This window comes from Pseudoclavibacter sp. RFBB5 (genome assembly GCF_002931555.1).
In the GTDB taxonomy this organism is placed as follows: Bacteria; Actinomycetota; Actinomycetes; order Actinomycetales; family Microbacteriaceae; genus Pseudoclavibacter.
The window spans coordinates 118,776-143,656 of sequence record NZ_PSTZ01000007.1; the positions used below are offsets into that span (position 1 = coordinate 118,776).

The 24,881-nt window shown below is 70.3% G+C and carries 23 protein-coding genes; 15 read left to right on the plus strand and 8 right to left on the minus strand.

Translation table 11 applies throughout. The annotated features are described in order from the left end of the window. The first annotated feature begins 56 nt into the window (after nucleotides 1–56). The gene (locus C5B97_RS08500) at nucleotides 57–1,379 is read left to right on the plus strand and encodes a glucose-6-phosphate dehydrogenase (protein ID WP_104311676.1); all 1,323 of its coding nucleotides are present in this window, start codon (nucleotides 57–59) and stop codon (nucleotides 1,377–1,379) included. 116 nt (nucleotides 1,380–1,495) lie between these two features. Here the strand turns inward: C5B97_RS08500 and aqpZ are convergent, their stop codons facing one another. Next, on the minus strand, nucleotides 1,496–2,260 hold the full coding sequence (gene aqpZ / locus C5B97_RS08505; RefSeq protein ID WP_104311677.1) for an aquaporin Z: 765 nt from the start codon (nucleotides 2,258–2,260) through the stop codon (nucleotides 1,496–1,498). Nucleotides 2,261–2,613: 353 nt separating this feature from the next. On the opposite strand from aqpZ, the gene C5B97_RS08510 reads away from it, so the two are divergent. Next, nucleotides 2,614–4,194 carry an aldehyde dehydrogenase (NADP(+)) gene (locus C5B97_RS08510; RefSeq protein WP_104311678.1) on the plus strand — a complete coding sequence of 527 codons (1,581 nt, stop codon included), beginning with the start codon at nucleotides 2,614–2,616 and terminating at the stop codon, nucleotides 4,192–4,194. Between the two features lie 174 nt (nucleotides 4,195–4,368). On the opposite strand, the gene C5B97_RS08515 is transcribed toward C5B97_RS08510, so the two are convergent. After that, nucleotides 4,369–5,397 (minus strand): 2-hydroxyacid dehydrogenase, encoded by a 1,029-nt coding sequence (locus C5B97_RS08515; protein ID WP_104311679.1) that lies wholly within the window; start codon nucleotides 5,395–5,397, stop codon nucleotides 4,369–4,371. Between the two features lie 276 nt (nucleotides 5,398–5,673). On the opposite strand from C5B97_RS08515, the gene C5B97_RS08520 reads away from it, so the two are divergent. From C5B97_RS08520 to C5B97_RS08535, 4 genes are all read left to right on the plus strand, one after another. Further along, nucleotides 5,674–7,293: an ABC transporter substrate-binding protein gene (locus tag C5B97_RS08520; protein WP_104311680.1), complete on the plus strand. Its 1,620-nt coding sequence runs from the start codon at nucleotides 5,674–5,676 to the stop codon at nucleotides 7,291–7,293. Between the two features lie 34 nt (nucleotides 7,294–7,327). Beyond that, nucleotides 7,328–8,374 carry an ABC transporter permease gene (locus C5B97_RS08525; RefSeq protein ID WP_104311681.1) on the plus strand — a complete coding sequence of 349 codons (1,047 nt, stop codon included), beginning with the start codon at nucleotides 7,328–7,330 and terminating at the stop codon, nucleotides 8,372–8,374. Continuing rightward, entirely contained in the window at nucleotides 8,367–9,407 is a 1,041-nt protein-coding gene (locus C5B97_RS08530; protein WP_104311682.1) for an ABC transporter permease, read from the plus strand. Before C5B97_RS08525 ends, C5B97_RS08530 begins: the two co-directional genes overlap by 8 nt. Nucleotides 9,408–9,477: 70 nt before the next feature. Next, complete coding sequence (locus C5B97_RS08535) at nucleotides 9,478–10,206, plus strand: sulfite exporter TauE/SafE family protein (protein WP_104311683.1); 729 nt, start codon at nucleotides 9,478–9,480, stop codon at nucleotides 10,204–10,206. Nucleotides 10,207–10,425: 219 nt separating this feature from the next. Here C5B97_RS08535 and C5B97_RS08540 read toward each other — a convergent pair whose 3' ends face one another. From C5B97_RS08540 to C5B97_RS08550, 3 genes are all read right to left on the minus strand, one after another. Further along, a complete protein-coding gene (locus C5B97_RS08540; protein ID WP_104311684.1) occupies nucleotides 10,426–11,400 on the minus strand; it encodes a 2-hydroxyacid dehydrogenase in 975 nt (324 codons plus the stop codon). 63 nt (nucleotides 11,401–11,463) lie between these two features. Next, the gene (locus C5B97_RS08545; RefSeq protein WP_104311685.1) at nucleotides 11,464–12,822 is read right to left on the minus strand and encodes an enolase C-terminal domain-like protein; all 1,359 of its coding nucleotides are present in this window, start codon (nucleotides 12,820–12,822) and stop codon (nucleotides 11,464–11,466) included. Nucleotides 12,823–12,919: 97 nt separating this feature from the next. Beyond that, nucleotides 12,920–13,879 carry a 5-dehydro-4-deoxyglucarate dehydratase gene (locus tag C5B97_RS08550; protein ID WP_104311686.1) on the minus strand — a complete coding sequence of 320 codons (960 nt, stop codon included), beginning with the start codon at nucleotides 13,877–13,879 and terminating at the stop codon, nucleotides 12,920–12,922. A gap of 147 nt (nucleotides 13,880–14,026) precedes the next feature. On the opposite strand from C5B97_RS08550, the gene C5B97_RS08555 reads away from it, so the two are divergent. The 9 genes from C5B97_RS08555 to C5B97_RS08595 all read left to right on the plus strand — a co-directional run bounded on the left by C5B97_RS08555 (nucleotide 14,027) and on the right by C5B97_RS08595 (nucleotide 22,339). Further along, nucleotides 14,027–14,926, plus strand: a complete 900-nt coding sequence (locus tag C5B97_RS08555) for a LysR family transcriptional regulator (RefSeq protein ID WP_104311687.1) — start codon at nucleotides 14,027–14,029, stop codon at nucleotides 14,924–14,926. Nucleotides 14,927–15,075: 149 nt separating this feature from the next. Beyond that, complete coding sequence (locus tag C5B97_RS08560; protein WP_104311688.1) at nucleotides 15,076–16,404, plus strand: enolase C-terminal domain-like protein; 1,329 nt, start codon at nucleotides 15,076–15,078, stop codon at nucleotides 16,402–16,404. Nucleotides 16,405–16,470: 66 nt separating this feature from the next. Then, nucleotides 16,471–18,288, plus strand: coding sequence for an ABC transporter ATP-binding protein (locus C5B97_RS08565; protein WP_258068077.1), 1,818 nt, complete (start codon nucleotides 16,471–16,473; stop codon nucleotides 18,286–18,288). Nucleotides 18,289–18,383: 95 nt separating this feature from the next. Continuing rightward, entirely contained in the window at nucleotides 18,384–18,716 is a 333-nt protein-coding gene (locus C5B97_RS08570) for a biopolymer transporter Tol (protein ID WP_104312542.1), read from the plus strand. An 87-nt stretch (nucleotides 18,717–18,803) separates the two neighbouring features. After that, nucleotides 18,804–19,205, plus strand: a complete 402-nt coding sequence (locus C5B97_RS08575; protein ID WP_211890630.1) for an ethanolamine utilization protein — start codon at nucleotides 18,804–18,806, stop codon at nucleotides 19,203–19,205. Nucleotides 19,206–19,216: 11 nt separating this feature from the next. After that, nucleotides 19,217–19,939, plus strand: a complete 723-nt coding sequence (locus C5B97_RS08580; protein WP_104311689.1) for a dimethylamine monooxygenase subunit DmmA family protein — start codon at nucleotides 19,217–19,219, stop codon at nucleotides 19,937–19,939. Next, nucleotides 19,936–20,961 (plus strand): PDR/VanB family oxidoreductase, encoded by a 1,026-nt coding sequence (locus C5B97_RS08585; protein WP_104311690.1) that lies wholly within the window; start codon nucleotides 19,936–19,938, stop codon nucleotides 20,959–20,961. The genes C5B97_RS08580 and C5B97_RS08585 overlap by 4 nt, the downstream gene beginning before the upstream one ends. After that, on the plus strand, nucleotides 20,958–21,989 hold the full coding sequence (locus tag C5B97_RS08590; RefSeq protein ID WP_219819788.1) for a DUF3445 domain-containing protein: 1,032 nt from the start codon (nucleotides 20,958–20,960) through the stop codon (nucleotides 21,987–21,989). The genes C5B97_RS08585 and C5B97_RS08590 overlap by 4 nt, the downstream gene beginning before the upstream one ends. Nucleotides 21,990–22,045: 56 nt before the next feature. After that, on the plus strand, nucleotides 22,046–22,339 hold the full coding sequence (locus C5B97_RS08595; RefSeq protein WP_146080768.1) for a hypothetical protein: 294 nt from the start codon (nucleotides 22,046–22,048) through the stop codon (nucleotides 22,337–22,339). A gap of 45 nt (nucleotides 22,340–22,384) precedes the next feature. On the opposite strand, the gene C5B97_RS08600 is transcribed toward C5B97_RS08595, so the two are convergent. The 3 genes from C5B97_RS08600 to C5B97_RS08610 all read right to left on the minus strand — a co-directional run bounded on the left by C5B97_RS08600 (nucleotide 22,385) and on the right by C5B97_RS08610 (nucleotide 24,865). Beyond that, nucleotides 22,385–23,137, minus strand: a complete 753-nt coding sequence (locus tag C5B97_RS08600; RefSeq protein WP_104311693.1) for a sulfite exporter TauE/SafE family protein — start codon at nucleotides 23,135–23,137, stop codon at nucleotides 22,385–22,387. 130 nt (nucleotides 23,138–23,267) lie between these two features. Next, on the minus strand, nucleotides 23,268–24,251 hold the full coding sequence (locus C5B97_RS08605; protein WP_104311694.1) for a carbohydrate kinase: 984 nt from the start codon (nucleotides 24,249–24,251) through the stop codon (nucleotides 23,268–23,270). Continuing rightward, complete coding sequence (locus C5B97_RS08610; RefSeq protein ID WP_258068078.1) at nucleotides 24,248–24,865, minus strand: maleylpyruvate isomerase family mycothiol-dependent enzyme; 618 nt, start codon at nucleotides 24,863–24,865, stop codon at nucleotides 24,248–24,250. Before C5B97_RS08610 ends, C5B97_RS08605 begins: the two co-directional genes overlap by 4 nt. Between the last annotated feature and the right edge of the window lie 16 nt (nucleotides 24,866–24,881).

A 24,881-nucleotide genomic window follows, 5' to 3' on the forward strand; every position in this document is an offset into this window, starting at 1 on the left:
GCGCGTAGTCTCGCGCCGGAACAGCCCAGCCGAGGAAGCCAGCACCCGGAGGTCACATGCAGACGAGCACCGAGATTCCAGAGGTCGCCACCGGCGGCAAGGTCAGGCGGACGATCGCGATCCTCGGCGCGGGTGGCGACCTGACGGAGCGCCTCCTGCTGCCGGGGATCGCGAGGGTCGCCGACGCGAGCCCGGACGTCGAGCTGCACATCATCGGCGCCGCCCGCACCCCGCAGTCGCGCGACGAGTGGCGTGACGTCGTCCGGCAGAGCCTCGAGGGCATAGGCGTCTCGGAGGACACGATCGACGCGCTCGTGTCCCGCTCGGACTTCGTGCCGACCGACGCGTCCTCCGCCGACGAGCTGCGGGAGCTGCTCGAAGCGTGCCCGAGCTCGCCGCTGCTCTACGTCGCGCTGCCGCCGGTCATGGGCGAGAAGGTCGCGGCGGCGCTCGCCGAACTGGATCTCCCCGACGACCTCAGGATCGCGATCGAGAAGCCGTTCGGCGAGAGTGAGGAAAGCGCGCGGGCGCTCAACGAGGCGCTCGCCGCCGTCGTGCCGGAGGACCGCCTGTGGCGCATCGATCACTTCCTCGGGACCCCGGCGGCGGTGGAGCTCATCCGGTCGCGGGACCGCATCGAGGCGAGCGGCGTGCCGGTTGCCGACGCTGGGTCGAAGACGGAGGACACGGAGGACACTCGGGACGCGGAGTCACCCGGCCGCGTCGAGATCATCTTCGAGGAAGGCCTCGGCATCGAGGGGCGAGGCGCCTTCTACGACGAGACCGGCGCGCTGCGGGACATGCTGCAGAGCCACCTCATGCTCATGCTCGCGCTGACGGCCATGGAGCAGCCGGACGGGGAGCCCGGTGGGCTCGACGACGCCCTCGCGGAGGTCCTGCGGGCCGTGCGCCTGTGGGACGAGCATCCAGTGTCCGCCCGCCGCGCCCGCTACGCGGCCGGGGAGGTCGACGGGAAGCCGCTCGGGGCGTACGTCGACGAGGACGACGTGGATGCCGACCGCGGGACGGAGACGCTCGCCGAGATCACACTGCAGGTCGACACCCCCAGGTGGCGCGGCGTGCCGTTCGTGCTGCGCTCCGCGAAGGCCATCGGTGAGGCGCGGCAGGAGATCGTCCTGACCCCTGGCGACGGGTCGGCGCCCACGCGCATCCCGCTCCGCGCCCCTGCGGGCGACAGCAGCGCCGATCCGTACGCGCGCGTCATCGCGGGCCTGCTGACCGGGAACACGCTGCTCTCGGTGCGCGGCGACGTCGCCGAGGAGCTGTGGCGCATCGTGACGCCCGTGCTCGAAGCGTGGGAAGGCGACGCAAGAGAGCTGCCGGAGTACGCGGCCGGCACCGTCGGCGCTGACGCCTGACGCCTGACGCCTGACGCTGGCAGCGCGAGCGGACCACAGCGGGGCGGCACCAGCAGGAACTGGTGCCGCCCCGCGGCGGTTTCGCTCGAGGCGAGCGGTGGTCCGAATGGAGGGCCCTACCTGCGAAGCCCCTCGAAGAGCGGCTTGTAGGTGAAGCCAGCGATGAGGGCGCCCGCGACGGGGGCGAGGATGAACACCCACAGCTGCGCGAGCGGCTCGGAGCCGCCGAACACGGCCGTCGCGATGGAGCGGGCCGGGTTGAGCGACGCGTTGGACACGGGGATCGTCATGAGGTGGAAGAGCGTCAGCGCGAGGCCGATCGAGAGGGGAGCGAAGCCGCTCGGCGCGCGGCGGTCGGTGACGCCGAGGATGACGTAGAGGAAGAGCGCCGTCGCGACGATCTCGGTCACGATGACGGCGACGAGGCCGAACCCGCCTGGCGACGCCTCGCCGTAGCCGTTCGACGCGAAGCCGCCCGCCTGCGCCGCGGCCAGGAAGCCGTCCGGGCCGTTCGAGGCGATGAGGACGACGATGGTCGTGGCGAGGATGCCGCCGAGGATCTGCGCGACGACGTACAGGGGCACGTCCTTCCACGCGAAGCGGCCGGCGGCAGCGGCACCGACGGTGACGGCCGGGTTGAAGTGGCCGCCCGAGATGTGGCCGACCGCGTAGGCGCCTGCGATCACGGTGATGCCGACGGCGAGCGAGACGCCGACCCAGCCGATTCCGGTCTCGGCGACGCCGTTGGCGGCGGCGAAGATCGCGGCGCTGATGACGCCGAAGACGAGCAGGAAGGTGCCGAAGAACTCGGCGGCGAGGCGGCTGGTCGTCGAGGGGTCGCGTTCGATGGCGACGTCGGCGATTGCAACATCGGTGGTCATGGATGCTCCTAGGAGGTGGGCGGGTGGAATGAGGATTCTCACCGCGCGGTGATCTCGGGAACGAGGGTGCTCGTCCCACGACCCAGGGCTCGCCTGGGGGATCGTTCCCCCTGAATCGACTCTGAAGTGTACGACAAAACCCACCGGTCGGTCGCTCGGGGCGGTTCCCGGCCCCGTGTCGCTTCGCTCGGGGTCGACACCGATGCCGACGCCGGGAGCATGTCGAAACTGCATCGGGTCATGCCGAATCTGAAGCGCCAGTGTCGGCGGACGGCCATAGCCTCGAAGAAGGACTCAGTACCGCACGAGGCTCGTCGCCGCACGAGGCTCCAACGCACGACGAAAGGCACGCAATGACGCTGGCACCACATTCGCTCATCGCCGGAAGCAGCGAGCTCGGGGGAGGCGACGAGCTCATCGCCCGTCGCGCCGCAGACGGGGCGGTGCTCGCGCCGGCCTTCCGCAGCAACACCGCGGAGGAGCTCGAGCTGGCCGTGCAGGCCGCGCACGACGCGTTCGACGTCTACCGCGCGACGTCACCGGCCGACCGGGCGGCGTTCCTGGAGCGCATCGCGACGGAGATCGAGGCCGACAAGGACGAGATCATCGCCCGAGCGCACGAGGAGACCGGGCTTCCCGTCGCGCGCCTCACCGGTGAGGTCGGCCGCACCACGGGCCAGCTCCGGTTGTTCGCGAAGGTCGTCGCCGAAGGCGGCTGGCAGGGCGCCCGCATCGACGAGGCACTGCCGGATCGGACCCCGCTGCCCCGCGCCGACATCCGCCAGCGGAAGATCCCCCTCGGCCCCGTCGCCGTCTTCGGAGCGAGCAACTTCCCGCTGGCCTTCTCGACCGCAGGTGGAGACACGGCGTCGGCGCTCGCCTCCGGGAGCCCCGTCATCGTGAAGGCGCACAGCGGCCACCTCGGCACCGCATCGCTCGTCGGCCACGCCATCGCCCGCGCCGTCGAGGCATCCGGGCTGCCCAGCGGCGTGTTCTCGCAACTGTTCGGGTCTGGCCGGGTGATCGGGCAGGGCCTCGTCGCCGACCCGCGCATCAAGGCGGTGGGCTTCACCGGCTCGCGCTCGGGTGGGCTCGCGCTCGTGCGCATCGCCCAGCAGCGGGCCGAGCCCATTCCCGTGTACGCCGAGATGAGCAGCGTCAACCCGGTCTTCGTGCTCCCGGCCGCCCTCGCGGCCGACCCCGAGAAGGTCGCGGCCGACTACGTCGGCTCCCTCACGCTCGGCTCCGGACAGTTCTGCACGAACCCCGGCATCGTGCTCGTGCCGGGCGGCGACGCGGGTGACACGTTCCTGCGCGAAGTCGGCGAGCGCATCGCCCAGGCGAACGGGCAGACGATGCTCACGCACGGCATCGGCGACGCCTACCGGGAAGGCGTCGCGGAACGCGAGGCGTCCGGGGCGACGGTCGTCGCGAGGGGGCAGGGCGACTCGACCCTGAACGCACCGGCTCCCATCGTCTTCAGTGAAGCCGTCGAGGCGTTCGGCGAGGCGCTCGAGGGCGAGATCTTCGGTGCTGCCGGGCTCGTGCTGCGCTACGACGACGCCGACCAGCTCCGCGAGTTCGCCGAGCAGCTCGAAGGCCAGCTCACCGCGACGGTCCTCGCGACCGACGACGACACCGACGCGGCCCGCGCGCTCCTGCCGGTGCTCGAGCGCAAGGTCGGGCGCATCCTGTTCAACGGCTGGCCGACGGGTGTCGAGGTCGGGTACTCGATGGTGCACGGCGGGCCGTACCCGGCGACGTCGGATACGCGCTCCACGTCGGTCGGGGCGCTCGCCATCGAACGGTTCCTGCGCCCCGTCGCCTACCAGGACGTGCCGGACGCGCTGCTGCCCGAGGCGCTGCGCGACGCGAACGAGTGGGGCGTGCCGCGCCTCGTCGAGGGACGCATCCAGCTGCCGAGCGGGTACTGAGCCCCAGCTCCCAACGAAGTGCTGATGCGCTTCGTTGGGCGTGAACCCCGAGGCACGAACCCCGAGGCGCCGGTCGCAGCGCGTCGAACGCGGAAGGAGCTCACCCGGTCGGGTGAGCTCCCTCCGTGCGGCGTCCGAGCGAGGCCTGCTCGGCGCGACCCGCTTGCCGCGCTGCTAGAGCTTGACCGGGGTGACGAGCGTGCCGTTCGCGAGCCACGACCTGAGGTTGTCGACGACCAGCTGCCGCATGTCGTCGCGAGTCTCCCGCGTGCCGCTGCCGAGGTGGGGGAGCAGCACGACGTTCTCGAGACCGATGAGCGCCTCGGGGACGTTCGGCTCGTCCGCGAACACGTCGAGACCCGCGCCCCGGATCGTGCCAGCCTGCAGTGCCGCGACGAGCGCATCCTCGTCGACGACGGAGCCGCGGGAGATGTTCACGAGGACGCCGTCCGGCCCCAGCGCCTCGAGGACCTCGGCCGAGATGAGCTTCTGCGAGTCAGCGCCCCCAGCGGTTGCCACGACCAGCGCGTCACTGCTCCGTGCGAGCTCCACAAGCGAGTCGACGTACCGGAAGGGGGAGCCGGGGACTTCACGCCGATTGTGGTAGCTGATGGGGCAGTCGAAGCCCGAGAGGCGCTTGGCGATCGCGCTTCCGATGCGCCCGAGCCCGACGATGCCGACGCGGGTGCCGGTGAATCTCGTCGTGAGCGGGAAGTTGCCGGACCTCGCCCACGAGCCGGCCCGCACGTAGCGGTCGGAGGCGCTGATGCCGCGGTAGACGTCGAGGAGCAGGGACAGGGCGGTGTCGGCGACGCAGTCGTTGAGCACGTCAGGGGTGTTGCTGAGGGCGATGCCCCGATCACGAGCTGCGCTCGTGTCGGTGGTGTCGTATCCGACGCCGAAGTTCACGATCGCCTCGAGCGAGGGGAGCCGCTCCATGAGTGCGCGTGAGACCCCGAACCGGCCGCCCGTCACGACGACGCGCACGTCGGCGAGTTCCGCCTCCTGCTCGGCGGTGAGCTCGCTCGCGACGGCGGAGATGATCGGCGCATCGAACTCGGCGATGAGCTCCCGCTCGAGCTGCGGCATAAGGGGACCGACGCGCAGCACGGTGGGGGTCGCGGTGGTCGCCGCTGGGGTGGCGGTGGCCGCGGCAGTGCTGGCGGGGGCGGCGTCTGGCGTCGTTGCGAGAGGGGATTCCATGTCTGGATCGTAGGTCGCAGGACCGATGCTGGTCCAAGATGCACTTTGCATTGATTGATCCACTCGGCGCATGGATGCGAGTCTTGCCAGTAATCACTAGGGCACGCGGGTCGCTAGGGTTGACTCCGGCCCCGCGCCTCCCGCCGTCCCCCGCGGCTCCCTCGCCCAGTCGTGTTGACGCAGTCGAATCGACGCGCCCAAGCTGAAGGCGTCTCAACGAGGAGAACCACTGACTCAGGGCTCGGCCCTCGAGTTCACAACACCGGAGGAACAACGATGTCTTCTTCACACGAACCATCCCCGACACTCGGGCGCACCGCATCCAACAAGCCGTCCCCAGCGCGCCGCCCCCTCGCATCCGTCAGCAAGGCGGTGGCCGTCGGTGCCGCCGCGCTGCTCCTCAGCAGCTGCGCCGTCGCGAACTCCGACGGCGCGGCCGGAGGCGGTGGCGGAGGTGCGGCCAGCGCCCTCCGTGTTGTCCTGCAGCAGGAGCCGCCGACACTCGAGCCCTGCGAGGCGAACCTCACGTCGACCGGTGTCGTCGTGCGCTCCAACATCACCGAGCCGCTCATCGAGCGCAACCCCACGACGGGTGACCTCGACCCGCTGCTCGCCACCGAGTGGGAGCAGACGAGCGACAACGAGTGGACCTTCACCCTCCGCGACGACGTGACCTTCCAGGACGGCACCCCCTTCGACGCGGAAGCGGCCGCCTTCTCGATCGACCGGGCCGTGAACAGCGACCTCGGCTGCAACGTCGAGGGCTACGTGTTCGGCGAGTCCGACCTCGAGGTCAACGCGGTCGACGCGACCACCCTCACGGTCACGACGCCCGAACCAGACCCCATCCTCCCCTTGAAGCTCTCGTTCATCGAGATCGTCCCCACGTCGACGAGCACCACCGACAAGGTGCGCGAGCCCGTCGGCACCGGCCCCTACCAGATCGACCAGTGGGAGGTCGGCACGAAGCTCACCCTCGGCGCCTACGACGGCTACTGGGGCGAGGCTCCCGCCTACCCATCAGTCGAGTACCAGTGGCGCGGTGAGGGCACCGTCCGCGCGGCGATGATCACCGGCGGCGAAGCCGACATCGCCATGGGCCTCAGCCCGGACGACGGCATCGGCGAGAACGGCGTCAGCTACCCGAACAACGAGACGATCGCGCTCCGCTTCTCCGGCGACATCGCCCCGCTCGACGACATCCGGGTGCGCCAGGCGATCAACTTCGCCATCGACAAGGACGGCATCATCGCCTCCCTCTACCCGAACGGCGACGTCGTCGCGTCCCAGCTGATCCCCGAGGGTGTCGTCGGCCACAACGACTCGCTCGAGCCGTGGGAGTTCGACCTCGACCAGGCGAAGGCGCTCGTCGCCGAGGCCAAGGCCGACGGGGTCCCCGTCGACACCAAGATCACCCTCGTGACCCGCACGGCGCAGTTCCCCAAGGTCAACGAGCTGTCGCAGGTGCTGCAGGAGCAGCTCAGCCAGGCCGGCCTCAACGTGGAACTCCGCATGGTCGACACGACGCAGCACCTCCAGTACCAGCTGCGCCCGTTCGTCACCAACGAGGGCCCCATCGCGCTGCTCGTGCAGCACGGCAACCAGGCCGGTGACGCCCAGTTCACGGTCGACCAGTACATGAGCTCCACGGGCGCGCAGTCGACGTTCGGCACCCCCGAGTTCGACCAGAAGCTCGACGCCGCGGCCAAGACCTCCGGCGACGAGCGGCAGACCGCCTACGAGCAGATCTTCGCCGACCAGAACGAGGAGATCGTGCAGTTCGCGCACATCGCGCACCAGACTGGCCTCCTGGGCATCGCGTCTGGCATCACCTACGAGCCGAACTCGGCGAGCGGCGACGAGCTGCGCATCGCCGAGGTGAAGCCAGCGGCCTGACGGCCGCCCGCCACCCTGGAGAAAGCAGCCGCTCATGTGGACTTATCTCAGAACCAGAATCGTCTCCAGTCTGCTGCCACTCGTGGCCGTCGTCCTCGGCGTGTTCGTGCTGGCCCGCCTCACCGGAAACCCGGCGAGCCTGTACCTGCCGCTCAACGCGACGGAGCAGATGAAAGAGGACTTCGCGGTCCGCAACGGGCTCGACCAGCCGCTGTGGATGCAGATCGTCAACTACTTCTCCGGGGTGGCGCGCTTCGACTTCGGCGAGTCGCTCCGCACGGGAGAGCCCGCGGCGGCCATGGTGCTGCGGGCCTTCCCGGCCACGCTGCAGCTCGCCGGCGTCACGATGCTCCTCACGGTGGTCCTCGCGATCATCATCGGCAGCTGGGCGGCCCTCAAGCCGAACGGCGTCGCCGACCGCATCGCGAGCTTCTTCTCGATGGCCGCCGCCAGCGTGCCGGACTTCTGGCTCGCCATCATGGGCATCTGGATCTTCGCGATCACGCTCGGCTGGCTGCCCACCTCGGGCGTCGACAGCGGCGGCCTCTCCTGGATCCTGCCGATCGCGACGCTGATGCTGAGGCCCGTCGGGGTGCTCACGCAGATCGTCCGAGGCTCCATGGTGAGCGTGCTCGGGCAGCCCTTCATCAAGGTGGCCCGCAGCAAGGGCGCAGGTCAGCTCCGCGTCGTGTTCAAGCACGCGCTGCGCAACGCCGCGGCTCCCGCGCTGACGGTCGCCGGTGACCTCACGGTTGGCCTCATCAACGGTGCGGTCGTCGTCGAGACCATCTTCGGCTGGCCCGGCATCGGCAAGCTCATGATCGACTCCATCCTGCAGCGCGACTTCGCCGTGCTCCAGGCCGCGGTGCTCATCACGGCGCTGTCCATCTTCATCCTCAACATCCTCATCGACCTCGGCTACGCGCTCCTCGACCCGCGGGTGCGACCGGTGGCGAAGCAGTCGCGCATCCGTCCCACGGACAAGGATGCGAAGCGCGACGCCGCCGGAGCGGCCGCACGGAAGTCGGCCGCGAAGGGCACCGAGAGCAGCGACGCAGAGAAGGGCAAGGCGCATGTCTGACCCGCAGAACCCACAGGTCCCCGGCGGCCCCAGCACGGGCGCCGCCCCGCAGCAGCCGCCCGCGACGACGAACGTGCTCCTGCAGAAGGAGAAGCGCGAGCGGAACGGCGCCGAGCGACCCACGCTCTTCACGCTGCTCCTCAAGGACAAGGTCGCGACGGTCGCGGCCGCCGTGCTCGCCTTCATCGCCCTCGTGGCCGTCTTCGGGCCGCTGCTCGTGGGGGAGCTCGCCTCCAAGCAGGACCTCACGGCCATCAACCTGGCCCCGTTCAGCCTCGACAACGGCTGGGCGTTCATCCTCGGCAGCGACTCGCTCGGGCGCAGCATGCTCGCGCGCCTCGTGATCGCGACGGGAACAACGCTCGGCGTCGCGGTCCCCGCCGTCCTCGTGGCCCTCATCGTGGGATCCATCTGGGGCGTCTGGGCCGGCTATTTCCGCGGTTGGCGGGAGTCGGTGTCGATGCGCATCGCCGACATCATCATGAGCTTCCCGTCGCTGCTGCTCGCGGTCGTCATCCTGTACGTCTTCAACCCGAGCCTCGCGAACATCGTCGCCGTGCTGGCGCTGACCCGCATCCCGATCTACCTGCGTACGGCGCGGGCCGAGGCCGCCGAGCTGCGGTCGCGGATGTTCGTGGACGCGGCCACCAACTTCGGCACGAAGCCACGCAGCATCATCTTCCGCCACATCGTGCCGAACGTCGTGCCCACCCTGGTCACGCTCGCGACGCTCGAGTTCTGCTACGTCATGCTCGCCGAGTCCTCGCTGAGCTTCCTCGGCATCGGCGTGCAGTCGCCCGACGTCAGCTGGGGGCTCATGGTCGCCCAGGGACGCCAGTACCTGCAGCAGGCGTGGTGGCTCTCGGTGCTCCCTGGCCTCGCGATCGTCATCACGGCCGTCGCCGCGAACGTGCTCGCCTCCTGGCTGCGCATCGCGACCGACCCGAACCAGAAGTGGCGGCTCATGCAGAAGTCCGCCAAGGTGAAGCTCCGCCCGTCGCTCCCGACGCGCGAGCCCGCCGGCGAGGTGTGACCCTCATCCTCCCGCAGCAACGCCTTCCGGTGCCACGCGCCGGGCACGCCCGATCGGCCGGAGTCGCAGCATGACTCCGGCCGATTGGGCTGCCCTCGTGGTCATCTTCTTCGCGGCCTCCTGCCTGCAGGCCGGCATCGGCTTCGGGATGGGGATGCTCGCGGCACCCTTCATCGCCCTCATCGACCCGGCGCTGCTGCCCGCGACGGTGATCATCATGTCGATCCTCCTCACCTCGATCGTGACGGTCGCGGAGAAGGACTCGCTGGATCTCAGGGGCGCCGGGTGGGCATTGGTCGGGCGGGTGCCCGGCAGCGTCGCCGGGGCCCTGCTCGTGACCGTCATGGCGCCGGCCGCGCTCTCCTGGGTCGTCGTCGCGACCGTCGTCACTGGGGTGGTCTTCTCGCTGCGCGGCTGGGCACCGAAGGTGACGCGCTGGTCGCAGATCGTGGCCGGGGCCGCCTCCGGTGTCATGGGCACGACGACGTCGATCGGCGGGGCGCCCATGGCGATCATCTGGCAGGGCTCCGACTCGGCGCGGCTGCGAGGCACGCTCTCGGCGTTCCTGCTGGTCGGGTCGATCATCTCGTTCGGACTGCTGCTCGCGTTCGGTGCCGTCGCACCGCAGACGTGGACGGTCGTGCTGTGGATGGTCCCCGTCGTCCTGCTGGGCTTCGTCGCGAGCCGTTTCATCACCCCGCACCTCGACAAGACGCGCACGAAGCGGCTCGCACTCGGCGCATCCCTCCTCGGCTGCGCACTGCTCGTCGCGACGCAGCTCGTGCAGCTGCTCGGGTGACAGCGCCGTCCTGCCTGAGTCGCGGCGCAGCCACACGAGAAATGCAGGTTGGTTGACGAACCAACCTGCAGTTGCTGGGCTGACGACCCGCGCTGTACCTCCAGCGGAGGGGCGAACATGCGAGCGATGCAGGTTCGTTGGGGGACGAACCTGCATCTGTCGTATGTCTGTGCGCCGAGCGGGACAACGGGGCGGGGCGGGTGGCGAGCGGGGCGCCGGCTACCGGATGACGCGCTCCAGGGGCAGCCCGACCGCGTGCAGGTCGATGTTGCGCGCGATGTCGGCGGCGCGCTGCTCGAAGACCTGGCGTGCGTGGCCGGAGTGGTGGGGCGTGAGCACGGTGTTGTCGAGGGTCGAGAAGCGGTCGACGGATGCGGGAACGCGGCCCTCAGAGTCGGGTGCTCCCCACCACACGTCGATGCCGGCGCCGCCGATGCGGCCCTCGGAGAGCGCGTCGAAGACCGCGTCCTCGTCGACGACTCCGCCGCGGGCCACGTTGATGAGCAGCAGGTCGGGCTTCGCAGCCGCGAGCTCGGCCGCGCCGATCATGCCGCGTGTGCGATCGGAGAGGGGGATGGAGACGACGAGCACGTCGGCGCCCCCTACGAACTCGGGCATCCGGTCGGGGCCGTAGACCTCGGCGACGTCGAGCCCGTCTGGACTGGGCGCATCCGGTCGCTGTCGGAGCGCGGTGAGGCGCATGCCGAGGGCCTGCGCCAGGCGCCCGACCTCCGTACCGATCTCGCCGAGGCCCAGGAGGCCCATCGTCGTGCCGCGCAGCATGGGGTGGAACGGGATGCTCGCGTCGTTGCCGATCGTGCGCCACCGGCCCGCGCGCATCTGCGCATCCGCCTCCAGCGCGCGCCGGCGCAGCATGAGCGCGGTCATGACGACGTGCTCGGCGATCGCCGCCCCGTGGTGGCCGGTGTTGCAGATCGTCACGCCAGGCGGGAGCGCATCGACGCTCACGCGGTCGGCGCCGGCACCCGTGACGTGCAGGAGCGCGTCCGGGCGAAGCGAAGCCGCCTGCTCCGGCGTGAGCACGGAGGCGATGACGACGTCGGCCCCGCGGAGCGCGTCGTCCAGCTCCGCGGGGCCGAGCTCGGCGGTGAAGCTCCACTCGTGCGCGCGCTCCGTCTGCGCGAGGAGCTCCGCGAAGCGGGTGATGATCGGGTCGGTGACGAGGATGCGCATGCGGAGTCTCTGACTCTCTCCGGGGGTGGGTCGGCGGCTGGGCGGGGAAGTCGAGCTCTGCCGTTACCAGCGGGGGCTGGCGACGGTGTAGCCGGGCTGGAAGCGCTGCATGTAGCCCGTGTCGTCTCGTTGCGTGATGCCGCTGTCGAGGAACTGCTCGTGCAGCTTCGCGAGGCCGTCCTCGTCGAGCTCGACGCCGAGGCCGGGCCCGGTCGGCACGAGCACCGAGCCGTCGACGAAGGAGAGGTCGTGGGTGACGACGTCCTCGTCCGGCTGCTTCCAGGGCCAGTGCGTGTCGCACGCGTAGCTGAGCGACGGCGTCGCGGAGGCGAGGTGCACCATCGCCGCGAGGCTGATGCCGAGGTGCGAGTTGGAGTGCATCGACAGGCCCCAGTCGAGCGACTCGGCGAGGCCGCCGAGGGTGCGCGACCGGGTGAGGCCTCCCCAGAAGTGGTGGTCGGATAGCACGATGTCGATGGAGCCCTGCTCGACGGCGGGCTTCACGTCGGCGAAGCTCACGACGCACATGTTCGTGGCGAGGGGGAGGGTCGTGCCTCGGCGCACCTCGGCCATGCCGGCGAGGCCCGGGGTGGGGTCCTCGAGATACTCGAGCGACGATTCGAGGGCCTTCGCGACGCGCAGCGACGTCTCGACGCTCCACGCGGCGTTGGGGTCGAGGCGCAGCCCGAGGTCGGGGAAGGCGTCTGCGAGGGCGAGGATCGCGGCGATCTCCTGGTCGGGTTCGAAGACGCCGCCCTTGAGCTTGAGCGCGGAGAAACCGTAGCCGTCGACGAGCTGGCGTGCCTGCTCGACGATGCCTTCTGGGCTCAGCGCCTCGCCGAACTCGTCGGCGCCGGCGCCGGGGTGGCCGGCCCACTTGTAGAACAGGTAGCCGCTGAACGCGACCTCCGGGCGGATCGCGCCGCCGAGGAGCGAGCTCACGGGCACGCCGAGGATCTTGCCCTGCAGGTCGAGGGCGGCGACGTCGAAGGGGGAGAGGACGCGGTCGGCCGTGCTCGAGCCGGTCACCATGCCGCTCATGCCGTGGCCACCCTGCGAGGTGTCGGCCGCGAGCGCCTGCGCGACCGCGAAGCGCAGGCGGTTGGTGTCGAAGACGTTGATGCCGACGACGGCGTCCGCCGCGAGGGCCAGGCGGTGCAGGTGGGGTGCATCGCCGTAGGTCTCGCCGAGTCCGGTGAGGCCCGAGCGGGTCGTGACCTGCACGATCGCGCGGAGCGCGTACGGTTCGTGCACGCCGACGGTGTTCAGGAGGGGCGGGTCCTTGAAGGCGACCGGCGTGATCGTGACGGCGGCGATCTCGTTCTGCGGGTTCCGGTCGAAGGCCGCCGCCGCGGCGGCAGTCGAAGTGGACGCGAACTCGGATGCGGTCGTGGATGCGGTGGACGTGCTCTGCGCGGTCATGTCGTCTCCCTGTGTTCGTCGTTGAACGAGGTGTGTTCGTCGTTGCGGGCGGGCGCGCCCGGTTGCGCTTCGTCAGCGCAACCGGGTGCGCTCAGGCTCAGGCGACGGGGGTCGCGACGCGGTCCTGCTCGGCCGGGGTGGCCGCGCGCTTCGCGAGGAGGGCCCTGGTGTCGTCGATGAGCTTCTTGAGCTCTTCGACGTGCTCGGGCTTGGCGTCGATGAGGGGCGCGCGCACGTGGCCGGCGTTGATGCCGGCGAGCTTCGTGGCTTCCTTGACGAGCGACACGGCGTACCCGGGGACCGAGTTCCTGAGGCGCACGAGGGGGTGGTAGAAGCTGCGGTTGAGCTCGGCGAGGCGCTCCTTGTCGCCGGATTCGACGGCGTCGAAGAACGCGAGGGCGATGTCGGGGGCGAACGCGAACGACGCCGAAGAGTAGAGGGGAACGCCGATGGCCTTGTACGCCTCCTGGGCGATCTCTGCCGTGGGGAGGCCGTTGAAGAAGAGGAAGTCCTCGCCGCGCGACTGGGTCTCGTCGGTGACGGAGCGCACGATGCGGGACATGAGGTCGATGTCGCCCACGCCGTCCTTGAGGCCGATGACGTTCGGGATGCGGGAGACGGCGACGGCGGTGTGCTCGTCGAACCGGGCCGTGCTGCGGTGGTAGACGATCACGGGCAGCGTCGTGGCACCCGCGACCTGCTCGACGTAGGCGACGAGGCCTTCGCTGGGGCCGGTGACGAGGTATGGCGGGAGGAGGAGGATGCCGTCGGCTCCGACTGCCTCGGCGCTGCGCACCTGCGCCTTGGCGTCGGCGAGCGTCCCGCCGGCCCCGGCGAACACCGGCGTGGCCTTCTTGGTGGTCGTGACGGCCGTGTCCACGACGGTCGTGTACTCGTCGAGGCTCAGCGCGTGGAATTCGCCGGTGCCGCAGGCGATGAAGATTCCGCCCGGCTCGTGGGCGAGCCCCTGTTCGAGGTGCTGCGCGAGGGCTGCGACATCGACGGCATCGTCGGCCGTGAAGGGGGTGACCGGGAAGAAGAGGATTCTGTCGAGCACGTCGATCTCCTTAGTTGCGTGTCTCCGCGGTGCGTCGTTGCACGGTGCGGCTGTTCCGAGTTGGTTGCCCGGCTATCTGCGACGCTATGGTCTTATGGATGCGCAAACAAACTAAAGTGTGGATGAATCAATGTTGGGAGTGAATTGATGTTTACCCTCGTTCAGCTCGAGTGCTTCGTCGCGGTCGCCGAGGAGCTGCACTTCGGCGCGGCCGCCGAGCGCCTCCGCATGACGCAGCCGCCCATCAGCCGCCAGATCCAGCAGCTGGAGCGCGAGCTCGACACGCAGCTGTTCGTCCGCACGAGCCGCCGTGTCGCGCTCACCGAGGCCGGGCGCACCCTCCTGCCGAGCGCACGCAAGCTCATCGACCTCTCGGCGAAGGCCGCGGCCGATGTCCGCGCCGTCGGAGAGGGGGCGACCGGCACGCTGACCGTCGGGTACACGGCGGTCGCGGCCCACAGCGTGCTGCCCAAGCTGCTGCGGGCGGCGGCGGAGGAGCTGCCCGGGCTGCAGCTCATCCTGCAGGAGTCGGTGACCGTCGACCAGATGGACGAGCTGGAGCGCGGCACGGTCGACATCGGCCTCCTTCGTCCCATGCGGGACCGCCCAGGCGTCCAGTCGACGACGGTGCTCACCGAGCGCCTGGTGCTCGCCCTCCCGCGGGGGTCGCGGCTCGCGGAGTTCACCGGGCCCATCTTCTTGAGCGACCTCAACGATGAGGCGCTCCTCATGTACTCGCCGGGCGGGGCTCGCTACTTCCACGACCTGCTCCTCAGCATGTTCGTCGCCTCGTCCAGCCACCCGCGCATCGTGCAGTACGCGGGTCAGGTGCCTGCACTGCTTGCGCTCGTGAACGCTGGCATCGGCGTCGCGCTCATCCCCGAGTCCGCGACGCAGCTCGCGCCCGACGGCGTCATCTGCCGGCCGGTTGCCGACGGGGACCGGTCGGAGCCGTACAACCGCGTGCACCTCGACATCGCGTGGCGGGAGGACTCCGACAACCCGCTCGTGGCGGCGGTCGTCGAGCTCATGCAGCGCAACGCGTGAGCGCGGCCTCGGACGGCATTGATGCTCAACGCGCATCCGGTCATGCCGAATACGCTCTCGATCGAATGGATGCGGCTCCTTAGAGTGTCAATACGGCACCGTGGCCCAAGCCACGCGTGACCACTCAGCGCGGCGATGGAGGCGGAGCTATGAACCAGGTGACGGTCGAGACGTGGGAAGTGATCCCGGTCGCGGGCCACGACAGCATGCTGCTGAACCTCAGCGGAGCCCACGCGCCCCTCTTCACTCGCAACCTCGTGAAGCTCACCGACAGCGAAGGGCGCGTCGGCATCGGCGAGGTCCCCGGCGGGGAGAGCATCCGATCGACGCTGATCGCCTCGGCTGAACTCATCGTCGGCAAGCCCGTCGCCGACTACCGCGCGATCCTGCGCAGCATCCACCAGGAATTTGCGTGGCAGGACAGCGCCGGCCGCGGAGCGCAGACCTTCGACCTCCGCACGACCGTGCACGTCGTCACCGCCTGGGAGTGCGCGCTCCTCGACCTCCTCGGGCAGCAGCTCGGCCTGCCGATCTCGTCGCTCCTCGGCGACGGCAGGCAGCGCGAGGCCGTCGACGTGCTCGGCTACCTCTTCTTCGTCGGCGACCCCGACGCGACCGGACTCGACTACCTGCGCGGCGACGACACGAGCGACGCGTGGGGCACGGTGCGCCGCGAGCGCGCCCTCGACAGCGAGGGAGTCGTGCGGCTCGCGAAGGCCGCGCAGGAGCGCTACGGCTTCCGCGACTTCAAGCTCAAGGGCGGCGTGCTCGAACCGGCCGTCGAAGCCGCCGTCGTCACCGACCTCGCCGCCGAGTTCACGGATGCGCGCATCACGCTCGACCCGAACGGCTCCTGGCCGCTCGCCGAGGCGCTGCGCCTCGGCCCCGACCTGAAGCGCGTGCTCGCGTACGCCGAGGACCCGGTCGGCGCGGAGAGCGGCTACTCGGGACGCGAGGTGATGGCGGAGTTCCGCCGCGCCACGGGGCTGCGGACCGCCACGAACATGATCGCGACCGACTGGCGCGAGCTGGGGCACGCGATCCGCTCGCAGGCCGTCGACATCCCGCTCGCCGACCCGCACTTCTGGACCATGAGCGGTTCCGTGCGCGTCGCCCAGCTGTGCGACGAGCTCGGCCTCACCTGGGGCTCGCACTCGAACAACCACTTCGACGTGAGTCTCGCGATGTTCACGCACGTCGCAGCGGCGGCCCCTGGAACGCCGACGGCGATCGACACGCACTGGATCTGGCAGGACGGCGAGGAGCTGACGACGGCCGCCCCCAAGATCGAGGACGGCGTCATCCAGGTGCCGACGGCACCCGGCCTCGGCGTCACGCTCGATGACGGCGCGGTGAACCGCGCTCACGAGCTTTACCTGAGCCTCGAGAACTCGGCGCGCGACGACGCGTTCGCGATGAAGACCTTCATGCCCGAGTGGGCATTCCACCCGAAGCGGCCTGCCCTCATCCGCGCCTAGCGGACGCGGCGCAGGCACCCCAGAGCAACCAATCCAACACGACGAGGTGTGAGAATGGACCAGCGAATGACGCAGCAGCAGCTCCAGGCCGACGAACTGGCCGCGACGGCCGGCCAGGCTGGAAGCCGGGACGAGGTGGCCCCGAATGGCGAGGCCCTCAACGGCCAGGCTCAACCCGATCAGGTTCGATCCGATCAAGAAGTGGAGAAGGCCATGCTCCTCTCGGTGCGCGATCTCTGCATCTCCTACGGCATCGGCGGACGCGCCGTCGATGCCGTGAGGAACGTCTCGTTCGAGCTGTACGCCGGCGAGGTGCTCGCGGTCGTCGGCGAGTCCGGCTCCGGCAAGAGCACGGTGGCCCACGCGCTCATCAACCTCCTCGCACCGAATGCGACGGTCACCTCGGGAGAGATCAAGTTCGACGGGGAGCCCATCCAGGGGTTCAGCGACGCGCAGTGGCGCGGCATCCGCGGTCGGCGCATCGGCCTCGTCCCGCAGGACCCGGCCCTCTCCCTCAACCCGACGACGAAGGTCGGCGCCCAGGTCGCCGAGCCGCTCCTCATCCACGGACTCGCGAGCCGCAAGGACGCGCACGCCGAGGCAGTGCGACTCCTCGACATGGCAGGCCTCACCGAGCCGGCGGCCCGTGCTCAGCAGTACCCGCACGAGTTCTCGGGTGGCATGAAGCAGCGCGCGCTCATCGCGACGGCGCTGGCAGGTCAGCCGGAGATGGTGATCGCCGACGAGCCGACCAGTGCCCTTGACGTGACGGTGCAGAAGCAGATCCTCGACCACATCGACGGGCTCGTGAAGGAGCTCGGGACGGCCGTGCTCATGATCACGCACGACCTCGGAGTCGCGGCCGACCGCGCCGACCGCATCATCGTGATGCGCAAGGGCGAGATCGTCGAGACGGGCACAGCCGACGACGTCATGCTCCGCCCCCAGCACGACTACACGAAGAAGCTCCTGCGTGCCGCGCCGAGCCTGCACAGCCACGAGGCGCGCACCGTGCTCGTGACCGACAAGGCGACGGGCAAGGCGTCGAGTCGAGCGGCGGATGCGGGTGCTGGGGCTCCCGACATCACCGCGCCGCTGCTGCGGGTCGAGAACCTCACCAAGGAGTTCGCGCTTCCCGGCGGGCGCGGCGGCAAGCGCACGCTGACCGCGGTCGACGACATGAGCTTCGACCTGCACCGCGGCGAGACGCTCGCGGTCGTGGGGGAGTCCGGCTCCGGCAAGAGCACGACGGCGCGCCTCGTGCTGCGCCTCGAGAAGCCGACCTCCGGCCGCATCGTCTTCGACGACCAGGACATCACCGACCTCGAGGGTGAACGGTTGCGAGCCCTTCGCCGCAGGTTCCAGATGGTGTACCAGAGCCCGTACGCGTCACTGAATCCCCGCTTCTCCATCGAGCAGCTCATCGCAGAGCCCCTCGTGTCGTTCAAGCTCGGTGACTCGAAGTCGCGGGCCAAGCGGGTGCGGGAGCTGCTCGACCAGGTCCAGCTGCCGCAGCTGTTCCTGAACCGCGGCCCGGACGAGCTGTCCGGCGGGCAGCGCCAGCGCGTGGCGATCGCGAGGGCCCTTGCCCTCGAGCCCGAGTTCATCGTGCTCGACGAAGCAGTCTCGGCGCTCGACGTGTCGGTGCAGGCGCAGATCCTGGACCTGCTCACTGAGCTGCAGCAGGAGAACGACCTCACCTACCTGTTCATCACGCACGACCTCGCCGTCGTCGCGCAGATCTCCGACCGGGTCGCCGTCATGAAGAACGGCGTGCTCGTCGAGCTGGGCAAGACCGGCGACATCCTCATGAAGCCGCAGGAGCCCTACACGCGCAAGCTCATCGACGCCATCCCCGGTCACGGAAGCTCGCACGCCGCGTAGGCTCGGCGCCTATGGGCGAGGTGAGCGGGGCAGGAGGAGGTGCCGCCGGGGGTGCTGGCAGCACGACTGGCGGGACGAGCAGTGGGGTCGATGGTCTGGCGGTCGGCGACGAGTACTCCGACGACGAGCGCTGGCTCGTCGTCAAGGGCCGGCGCTGGCGGCGCACCGATCCGAGTCTCCCCACCGACGTCGTCGAACGGCTGAAGTCGCATCTCGGCCGCGGGCGATCGGGCGTGGGTGCTGCGAAGCGGCGGGGTGACGACTCCGCGGTGGCGGCGTCGCGCAAGCGCGTCGGGCTCGCGAAGCACGGGCTGGGCGAGCGCGGTCCGCGCTGGTGGGAGGAACCGGAGGCGGCTCGACTCGAGCGGGCCCGGGAGGCGCTCGCTGAGCTCGACGAGCTCGACCGGACGACCCCGGAGAGCGTCTGACGCTGCCAATCGCGGCGGGTCGCTCGGGCACATGATCGACCACCAGTGTTTACACCCAGGAAACTGTGTTCACTCGATACTTGGTTCATGAGCACAGAATTCATGAGCACCGATGCCGTGGCCACCGCCGTTCCACCGTTCCGCGTGACCCCGGACTTCTGGTCACAGCTGCCGAGGATGCCGCTCGAGCAGTACCCCGGCACTGAGGGCTACATCGCCGACGTCTACTCGAACCCGGACGGCTCCGCCATGTCGGCCGGCTACTTCGCGCTGACGCACACCGACGCCCCGCTCGACTACTTCTACGACTACGACGAGATGAAGGTCGTCATCTCCGGCACGTTCCGGCTCGAGAACGTCGACACCGGACAGGTGTCGTATGCCGGCCCGAAGGACGCGATCTTCTTCCCGAAGGGGTCGCGAATCCTCTTCAGCACCGAGGATTCGGCGCTCGCGTTCTACGTCGGCCACCGCTCCGTCGCTCCCTGACGATCATGGCGATGTCCACCATGCAACCGGCCGAGGTCGGGCCGGGCGTGAGCGCAACCGCCACCAGTTCAGCTCGATGGCGGCGGCTGCTCGAAGCGGGGAACCAGCAGGCGACCGACTCCGGATGCGACGCGGTCTGCCCAGCGCGCACCATGACGTTCGTGGTCGGCGCGGCGCCAGATGGCTGGGTGCCCGAACGCGGTGCTCCCAACGAGTCAGGGCCAGGCGACACGGCTTCCAGCGACTCCCGGCCCGCCGAGACGGCGCGGTCGACGTCTGGTGACACGGTGCCGGTCGAGCTCGAGGACGCGACCTCGGCCGCGTCGCGAGCCCGGATCCTCGAGGCGCTCCGGGCCGCGCGCACGGGGTGGCGGTTCCGAGTCGTCGGCGACGAGCTCGCGCTCGGCGCGCTGCGAGCCATCTTGCACGACGCCGGCGTGCTCGACGAGGAGATCGAGTTCGCGCTCACGGCCCCGGAGCCAGGCGTCGCCGAGGTCCTCGTGCACTGCGGGCACTGCCAGGCGAAGACGAGTGCGCCGACAGGCGGAAGCGTGCCGTGCTCGGGATGCGGCCTGCACCTCACCGTCTACCCCCACTTCTCGCGCCGCCAGGGTGCCTACCTCGGGTACTTCGCTGAGGCCGAGGTTGCCGAGTCCGACGGGGCGCGCGCTGCCGGCATCCCGACCCGGTTCGTCGCCGTTGCGCCCAGCCAGAGCGAACCGGTGCTCGCGTGACCGGCGCTCCCGCAGCCGACGCTGCGACGACTCGCCGTCCTGCTGCCGGCGCCGCGCTTCACCTCGTCGTCTCCGGCATCGCGGAGCTGAGCAGGGGCGTCCGCTCGTTCACGCTTCGCGACCCGCGGGGCCGTTCCCTTCCATCGTTCGCGCCGGGCAGCAGCATCGCGGTGCAGCTCGGCGACGGCGGCCGAAACTCCTACTCGCTGACCGGCAGCGGGCGGCGCCCAGACCACTACGCGATCTCGGTGCGCCTCGACGACGCGGGCCGGGGCGGCTCGAAATGGATGCACGGCCTCAGCGTCGGCGACGAGGTGACGGTGAGCGCCCCATCCAGCGCGTTCCCGCCTGTGCTCGCGGCACGCCACCACCTGCTGATCGCGGGCGGCATCGGGGTCACCCCGATCCTCTCGCACGCCAGGGCCGCGGCCGAGTGGGGGCGTTCCTTCGACGTGGTGTACGCGTACGGGGATGGCGGGGGAGCGCACCGGGATGAACTCGAGCGCCTGAGCGGGGGCCGCCTGACCGTCTGCGCGAGCCGCGCCGCCTTGCACACGCACCTCGCGGCGGCCCTGCTCGAGCAGCCGCTCGGCGCGCACCTCTACGTCTGCGGTCCGGTCGCCATGATCGACGCGGTGCAGGCAGCCGCTCGCGCGGCCGGCTGGCCCGAGGCGCGCCTCCACGCAGAGGCGTTCACCCCGCCCGCCCTCGACCCGGGCGAGCCATTCGAGGCGCGGCTCCTGGGCCTCGGCCGGACGATCCGAGTCGAGTCCGGCGTCACCCTGCTCGATGCGCTGCTCAGCGCGAACGTGCCGGTGCCGAACCTGTGCCGGCAAGGCGTGTGCGGCGAGTGCCGCGTCGCCGTCCGCGCGCCGTCCGGTTCGCAGGGCGCTGACGCGCGCGACCCCGAGGGGATCGACCACCGCGACAGCTTCCTCACCGATGAGGAGAAGGACCGCGGCGACTGCCTCATGCCGTGCGTCTCCCGCCCGAGAGGCGAGATCCTGGAGATCGAACTGTGACCGCATCCGCCACCGGCAAGGCCGACCATTCCGTCGCCGTCGCCGGCTTCCCGTTCCCCTTCCCGAAAGAGACCTACCGCTACAGCACCAACGTGGAGCCGGCGTCTGTGCTGCGGCCGACGGCGGCCGGCTCCTGGGGCGAGCATCCGGTTGACATCGACCACTGCTATGGCGATGAGCTCGCCGAGCGGGCACGCATCCTGAGCGCCGACCCGTCACGTCTGCAGTGCCTGCCGCACATGGTGCCAGCCGCGTGGGATGCGATGTTCGTGCTCATGGAGCAGCTCGCCGATGCCTACCCGCAGCACATGAGCCTCACCAGGGAGGGCGGCGGCTGGCACTGGCACAACGCTCTCCTCGGCATCGACCGGTGCTTCGCGGTCGGCGAGACCTCGTCGATGCCCGAGGGACCCCTCGGGTTCATCGGTCAGCAGCTGCAGGAGGATGTTGTGCTGCTCGACCAGCGTGACGGGGAGCTGTGGGCCGACGCCGGCCTCGTGACGTTCGCCGCGGACTGGTCGTTCGGGTTCGATGTCGGGATGTCGTTCCTCGAGATCCACGGACCGGTGCCGCGTGTCCACGACGAAGGGGTCATCCCACGGGCGCAGGCCTTCATCATGCGGCTCGAGCCCGGGCAGAGCTACCGGCGCACGAACTGGACGCTGACCGTCGACGGCAAGCTCGACACGTCGACGGAGACGTACCCGCAGTGGGGTCCGGACCGGACCTCGCTCGTGGACGGCCCGCTCGTCGCGGTCGGCGACAGGCTGCACCTGCGGACCGAGGTGCAGCACCTCATCCGCCTCCCCGAGTCGAACGCCATCATGTTCCTGATCCGCAGCTACCTGCTGCCGTTCGCGGCCCTCGCGACCGTGCCAGAGTGGGCGGCGAGAACGGTCGAGGTGCTCGAGGAGCTGCCAGCCGACATGGCCGAGTACAAGGGCGTGACGCGCACCCGCGAGGTTGGCATCAGGTGGCTGCGCGAGTTCGGGGGAGTCTGCGAGGGGAGCGCGGCCGGGGCGGCGTGATGCTGGTGCTCTCGCCGCGGGTCGGGGCGCTCCCGTTCCTGTGTAGCCTGGCCGACATGGCTGATGCAGCGCAGGTCCCGAGCGAGCGGGAGCACGGGGTTGGACGTGAGCGCGCTCCCGGGCAGGACGCTGAGGGCAGTGTCGAGGACAGGCCAGAGGACTCGGCTGTGGACTCAGCCGCCCCTACCGCGGCGGAGCCGCTCGAGCTGACGCAGCAGGAGCGGGCCGAGGCCACGCTGCGCTCCATCATGTCCGGTGGCAATCTCACCGCCGAGACGATGAAGCTCTCCAACGACTTCACCGACCGCCACGTGTCGCGGCTGAAGTCGCTCTTCCGCCGCGCGAAGTAGGCGGCGTCTCGAGAGCCGCGGCGCCCTCACGCGGTGCCGCGTGCCTCACACGAGCAGGTAGACGGCACCGGCGATCGTGAGCACCAGGACGATGCGGTCGAAGAGCTGCTGGCTCAGCCGCGGGGCGAGCCAGCGCCCGAGGAATGCGCCGCCGATGAGGAGCGGAACGAGCAGCAGGTCCAGCACGAGGGTGCTCGGCGTGATGAGGCCCAGCCCGATCGAGAACGGCAGCTTCGCGATGTTGACGATCGTGAAGAACCAGGCGGCCGTTCCGAGGAACGCCTTGACGGGGAACTTGGCGGCGAGGAAATACATCGCCATGACGGGACCACCGGCGTTGGCGACCATCGTCGTGAACCCGCCCAGCGATCCGTAGCCGACACGCGCGATCTTGGCGGCGCGGTCGCCAGGCGTCTCCGGGGTGCGGTAGCGGCGCCACACGGTGATGGCGACGAGGATGAGCAGGATGATGCCGATGACGCGGCGCACCCAGTCGTCGTCGGCGAAGGCGAGGAAGGCGGCGCCCGCGAGCAGGCCGACCGCGACCGCCGGGATGAGCTTGACGAGCGTTGACCAGTCCGCGTGGCGGCGATACGTCCACAGCGCGAACATGTCGCCGACGATGAGCAGCACGAGCAGGGCCCCGGTCGACTGCTTGGCGGGGAGCACGGCCGCGAAGGTCGCGACCGACAGCGTCGTGACGCCTGGCAGTGCCGTCTTCGAGATTCCGACGGCGAAGGCGGCCACTGCGAGCAGGACCCATCCGAAGGTGGGGAGTTGGGGGATCAGCTCGAGCACCTGTCGAGTCTAGGGCCGGGGCCGTCCTTGTCCTGTCGTGACGACAAGCGCGGTGCTGGCGGGGATGGAATCGGTCCCGCCACGCCTCGAGCGTCGGCACGCGCCGCTCGTCGTCACGTGGGGCTCGTCGTCACGCGCGGTCGAGCTCGTCCGGCCACGGTGGGTTCGCGCCAGCGCGGGCCACCGTGACGGCGGCGCTCTGCGTGGCTGTCGCGAGGGCAGCATCCACCCAGGAGTCGTCGAAGGTGCTGCCGTGAGCGCCACCGAGGATCACCCTGCGGATGTTCGGGGTGGAGACGGCGTGGAGGAGGCCCGACATGAATGCGTCGCCCGCGCCGACCGTGTCGACGACTCGGACGGCCGGGGCCGGCACGGTGAACTCGCGCTCGGCCGTGCGTGCGAGGGCGCCGTCGCCGCCGCGCGTCATGAGGGCGAGGCGGGCGCCGAGCTCGGTGAGGCGAAGGAGCACATCTGAGGGGCTCAGCTGCGGGTACAGCCAGGCGGCGTCCTCGTCGCTGAGCTTCACGACGTGGCTGAGGGCGACCAGGGCCTCGACGCGTTCGACGACCGCCTCGCGCTCGCCCATGATGGCCGCGCGCACGTTGGGGTCGTAGCTCGTGAGGATGCCGCCGCGGTCCCTTGCCTCCTCGAACACGGCTCGGACGACCGCGCCTCCGGGGTCGACGACCGCGCCGATGGACCCCGTGTGCAGCACGTCGACGCGCGTGAGATCTGGCGTGGGCAGCGAGAAGTCGAGATCGAACTCGTAGCTCGCGCTGCCGTGCTCATCGAGGGTGGCGCTCGCGGTCGAGGTGCGCTGGCCGTCGAGCGCGCCATCGACGAGTTCGACACCGGACTCCGCGAGGTGGGCGATCACCAGCCCGCCGAGCTCGTCGTCGGCGAGCCGCGCGGCGAGCTGAGAGCGGTGGCCGAGCCGGGCCAGGCCGACGGCGACGTTCATGGGGGAGCCTCCCGGGAGGGCCCGCCCCTCCGGGGAATGCTCGTCACCGGGCAGCAGGTCGACAAGCGCCTCGCCGATCACGAGCGCGCTCGCCAGCTCGCAGCCCGCGGCGTCGTTCTGCGTGTCTGCGGCGGATGCTGCGCGTTCGTTCATGAGATCGCCTCCGGTTCGATGTCGCGACCGCTCAGCCAGAGGAGCAGGTCGATGGCGGTTCCCCGGACGGAGGGGCCCTCGCCGAGCGCGAGAGGCTTTCCATTCGCTGTGACCGCGTCGGTTGCGACGAGTCTGCGGCCGGCGGCGAGTTCGCGTCCGCCGCCCATCGAGACGGGGGTCTTGCGCTGATGAGCGATCGCGGCGAGGACGGCGTCCTGCAGATAGTCGTGGGCGATGCCGAGGGGGCGGCGAATGTCCTCACCGTGCACGATGGCTTCGACGTAGCGCGTCGCGGCCGGCGTCGGAGCGCTCGACGTGCGGTCGGCGACTTCACCGAATCGGGCGAGCGTGTCGAGGGGATGCGCTCGACGCTCCGCCTCGACTCCTCGCTGGTTGAGGGCGTCGAAGTCGAAGCGTGCGGCCGTGAGCTGCGCGACGAAGCCGAGGCGAGTCGTCGTCGCGTCGTTGACGAGGTGCGCGAGGACGTCGTGCACCGTCCACCCCGTGCAGAGCGATGGGGTGCCCCAGTCGGCGTCGTCGAGGTTGCGGAGGTCGGCGATGAGCGCCGCGCGCTCCGCGTGCACGATGCGCCAATGGGCTCCCGGTCGACTCACAGGCATGACGCTACCG

What these genes read in the sequence shown, in the direction of transcription:
- C5B97_RS08575 (WP_211890630.1), top strand. Translation starts at nt 18,804, where the DNA reads ATGAGCACAGAATTCATGAGCACCGATGCCGTGGCCACCGCCGTTCCA.
- C5B97_RS08540 (WP_104311684.1), bottom strand. Translation starts at nt 11,400, where the DNA reads ATGCGCATCCTCGTCACCGACCCGATCATCACCCGCTTCGCGGAGCTC.
- C5B97_RS08535 (WP_104311683.1), top strand. Translation starts at nt 9,478, where the DNA reads ATGACTCCGGCCGATTGGGCTGCCCTCGTGGTCATCTTCTTCGCGGCC.
- C5B97_RS08520 (WP_104311680.1), top strand. Translation starts at nt 5,674, where the DNA reads ATGTCTTCTTCACACGAACCATCCCCGACACTCGGGCGCACCGCATCC.
- C5B97_RS08515 (WP_104311679.1), bottom strand. Translation starts at nt 5,397, where the DNA reads ATGGAATCCCCTCTCGCAACGACGCCAGACGCCGCCCCCGCCAGCACT.
- C5B97_RS08500 (WP_104311676.1), top strand. Translation starts at nt 57, where the DNA reads ATGCAGACGAGCACCGAGATTCCAGAGGTCGCCACCGGCGGCAAGGTC.
- C5B97_RS08530 (WP_104311682.1), top strand. Translation starts at nt 8,367, where the DNA reads ATGTCTGACCCGCAGAACCCACAGGTCCCCGGCGGCCCCAGCACGGGC.
- C5B97_RS08595 (WP_146080768.1), top strand. Translation starts at nt 22,046, where the DNA reads ATGGCTGATGCAGCGCAGGTCCCGAGCGAGCGGGAGCACGGGGTTGGA.
- aqpZ (WP_104311677.1), bottom strand. Translation starts at nt 2,260, where the DNA reads ATGACCACCGATGTTGCAATCGCCGACGTCGCCATCGAACGCGACCCC.
- C5B97_RS08580 (WP_104311689.1), top strand. Translation starts at nt 19,217, where the DNA reads ATGTCCACCATGCAACCGGCCGAGGTCGGGCCGGGCGTGAGCGCAACC.
- C5B97_RS08555 (WP_104311687.1), top strand. Translation starts at nt 14,027, where the DNA reads ATGTTTACCCTCGTTCAGCTCGAGTGCTTCGTCGCGGTCGCCGAGGAG.
- C5B97_RS08525 (WP_104311681.1), top strand. Translation starts at nt 7,328, where the DNA reads ATGTGGACTTATCTCAGAACCAGAATCGTCTCCAGTCTGCTGCCACTC.
- C5B97_RS08605 (WP_104311694.1), bottom strand. Translation starts at nt 24,251, where the DNA reads ATGAACGAACGCGCAGCATCCGCCGCAGACACGCAGAACGACGCCGCG.
- C5B97_RS08560 (WP_104311688.1), top strand. Translation starts at nt 15,076, where the DNA reads ATGAACCAGGTGACGGTCGAGACGTGGGAAGTGATCCCGGTCGCGGGC.
- C5B97_RS08545 (WP_104311685.1), bottom strand. Translation starts at nt 12,822, where the DNA reads ATGACCGCGCAGAGCACGTCCACCGCATCCACGACCGCATCCGAGTTC.
- C5B97_RS08565 (WP_258068077.1), top strand. Translation starts at nt 16,471, where the DNA reads ATGACGCAGCAGCAGCTCCAGGCCGACGAACTGGCCGCGACGGCCGGC.
- C5B97_RS08510 (WP_104311678.1), top strand. Translation starts at nt 2,614, where the DNA reads ATGACGCTGGCACCACATTCGCTCATCGCCGGAAGCAGCGAGCTCGGG.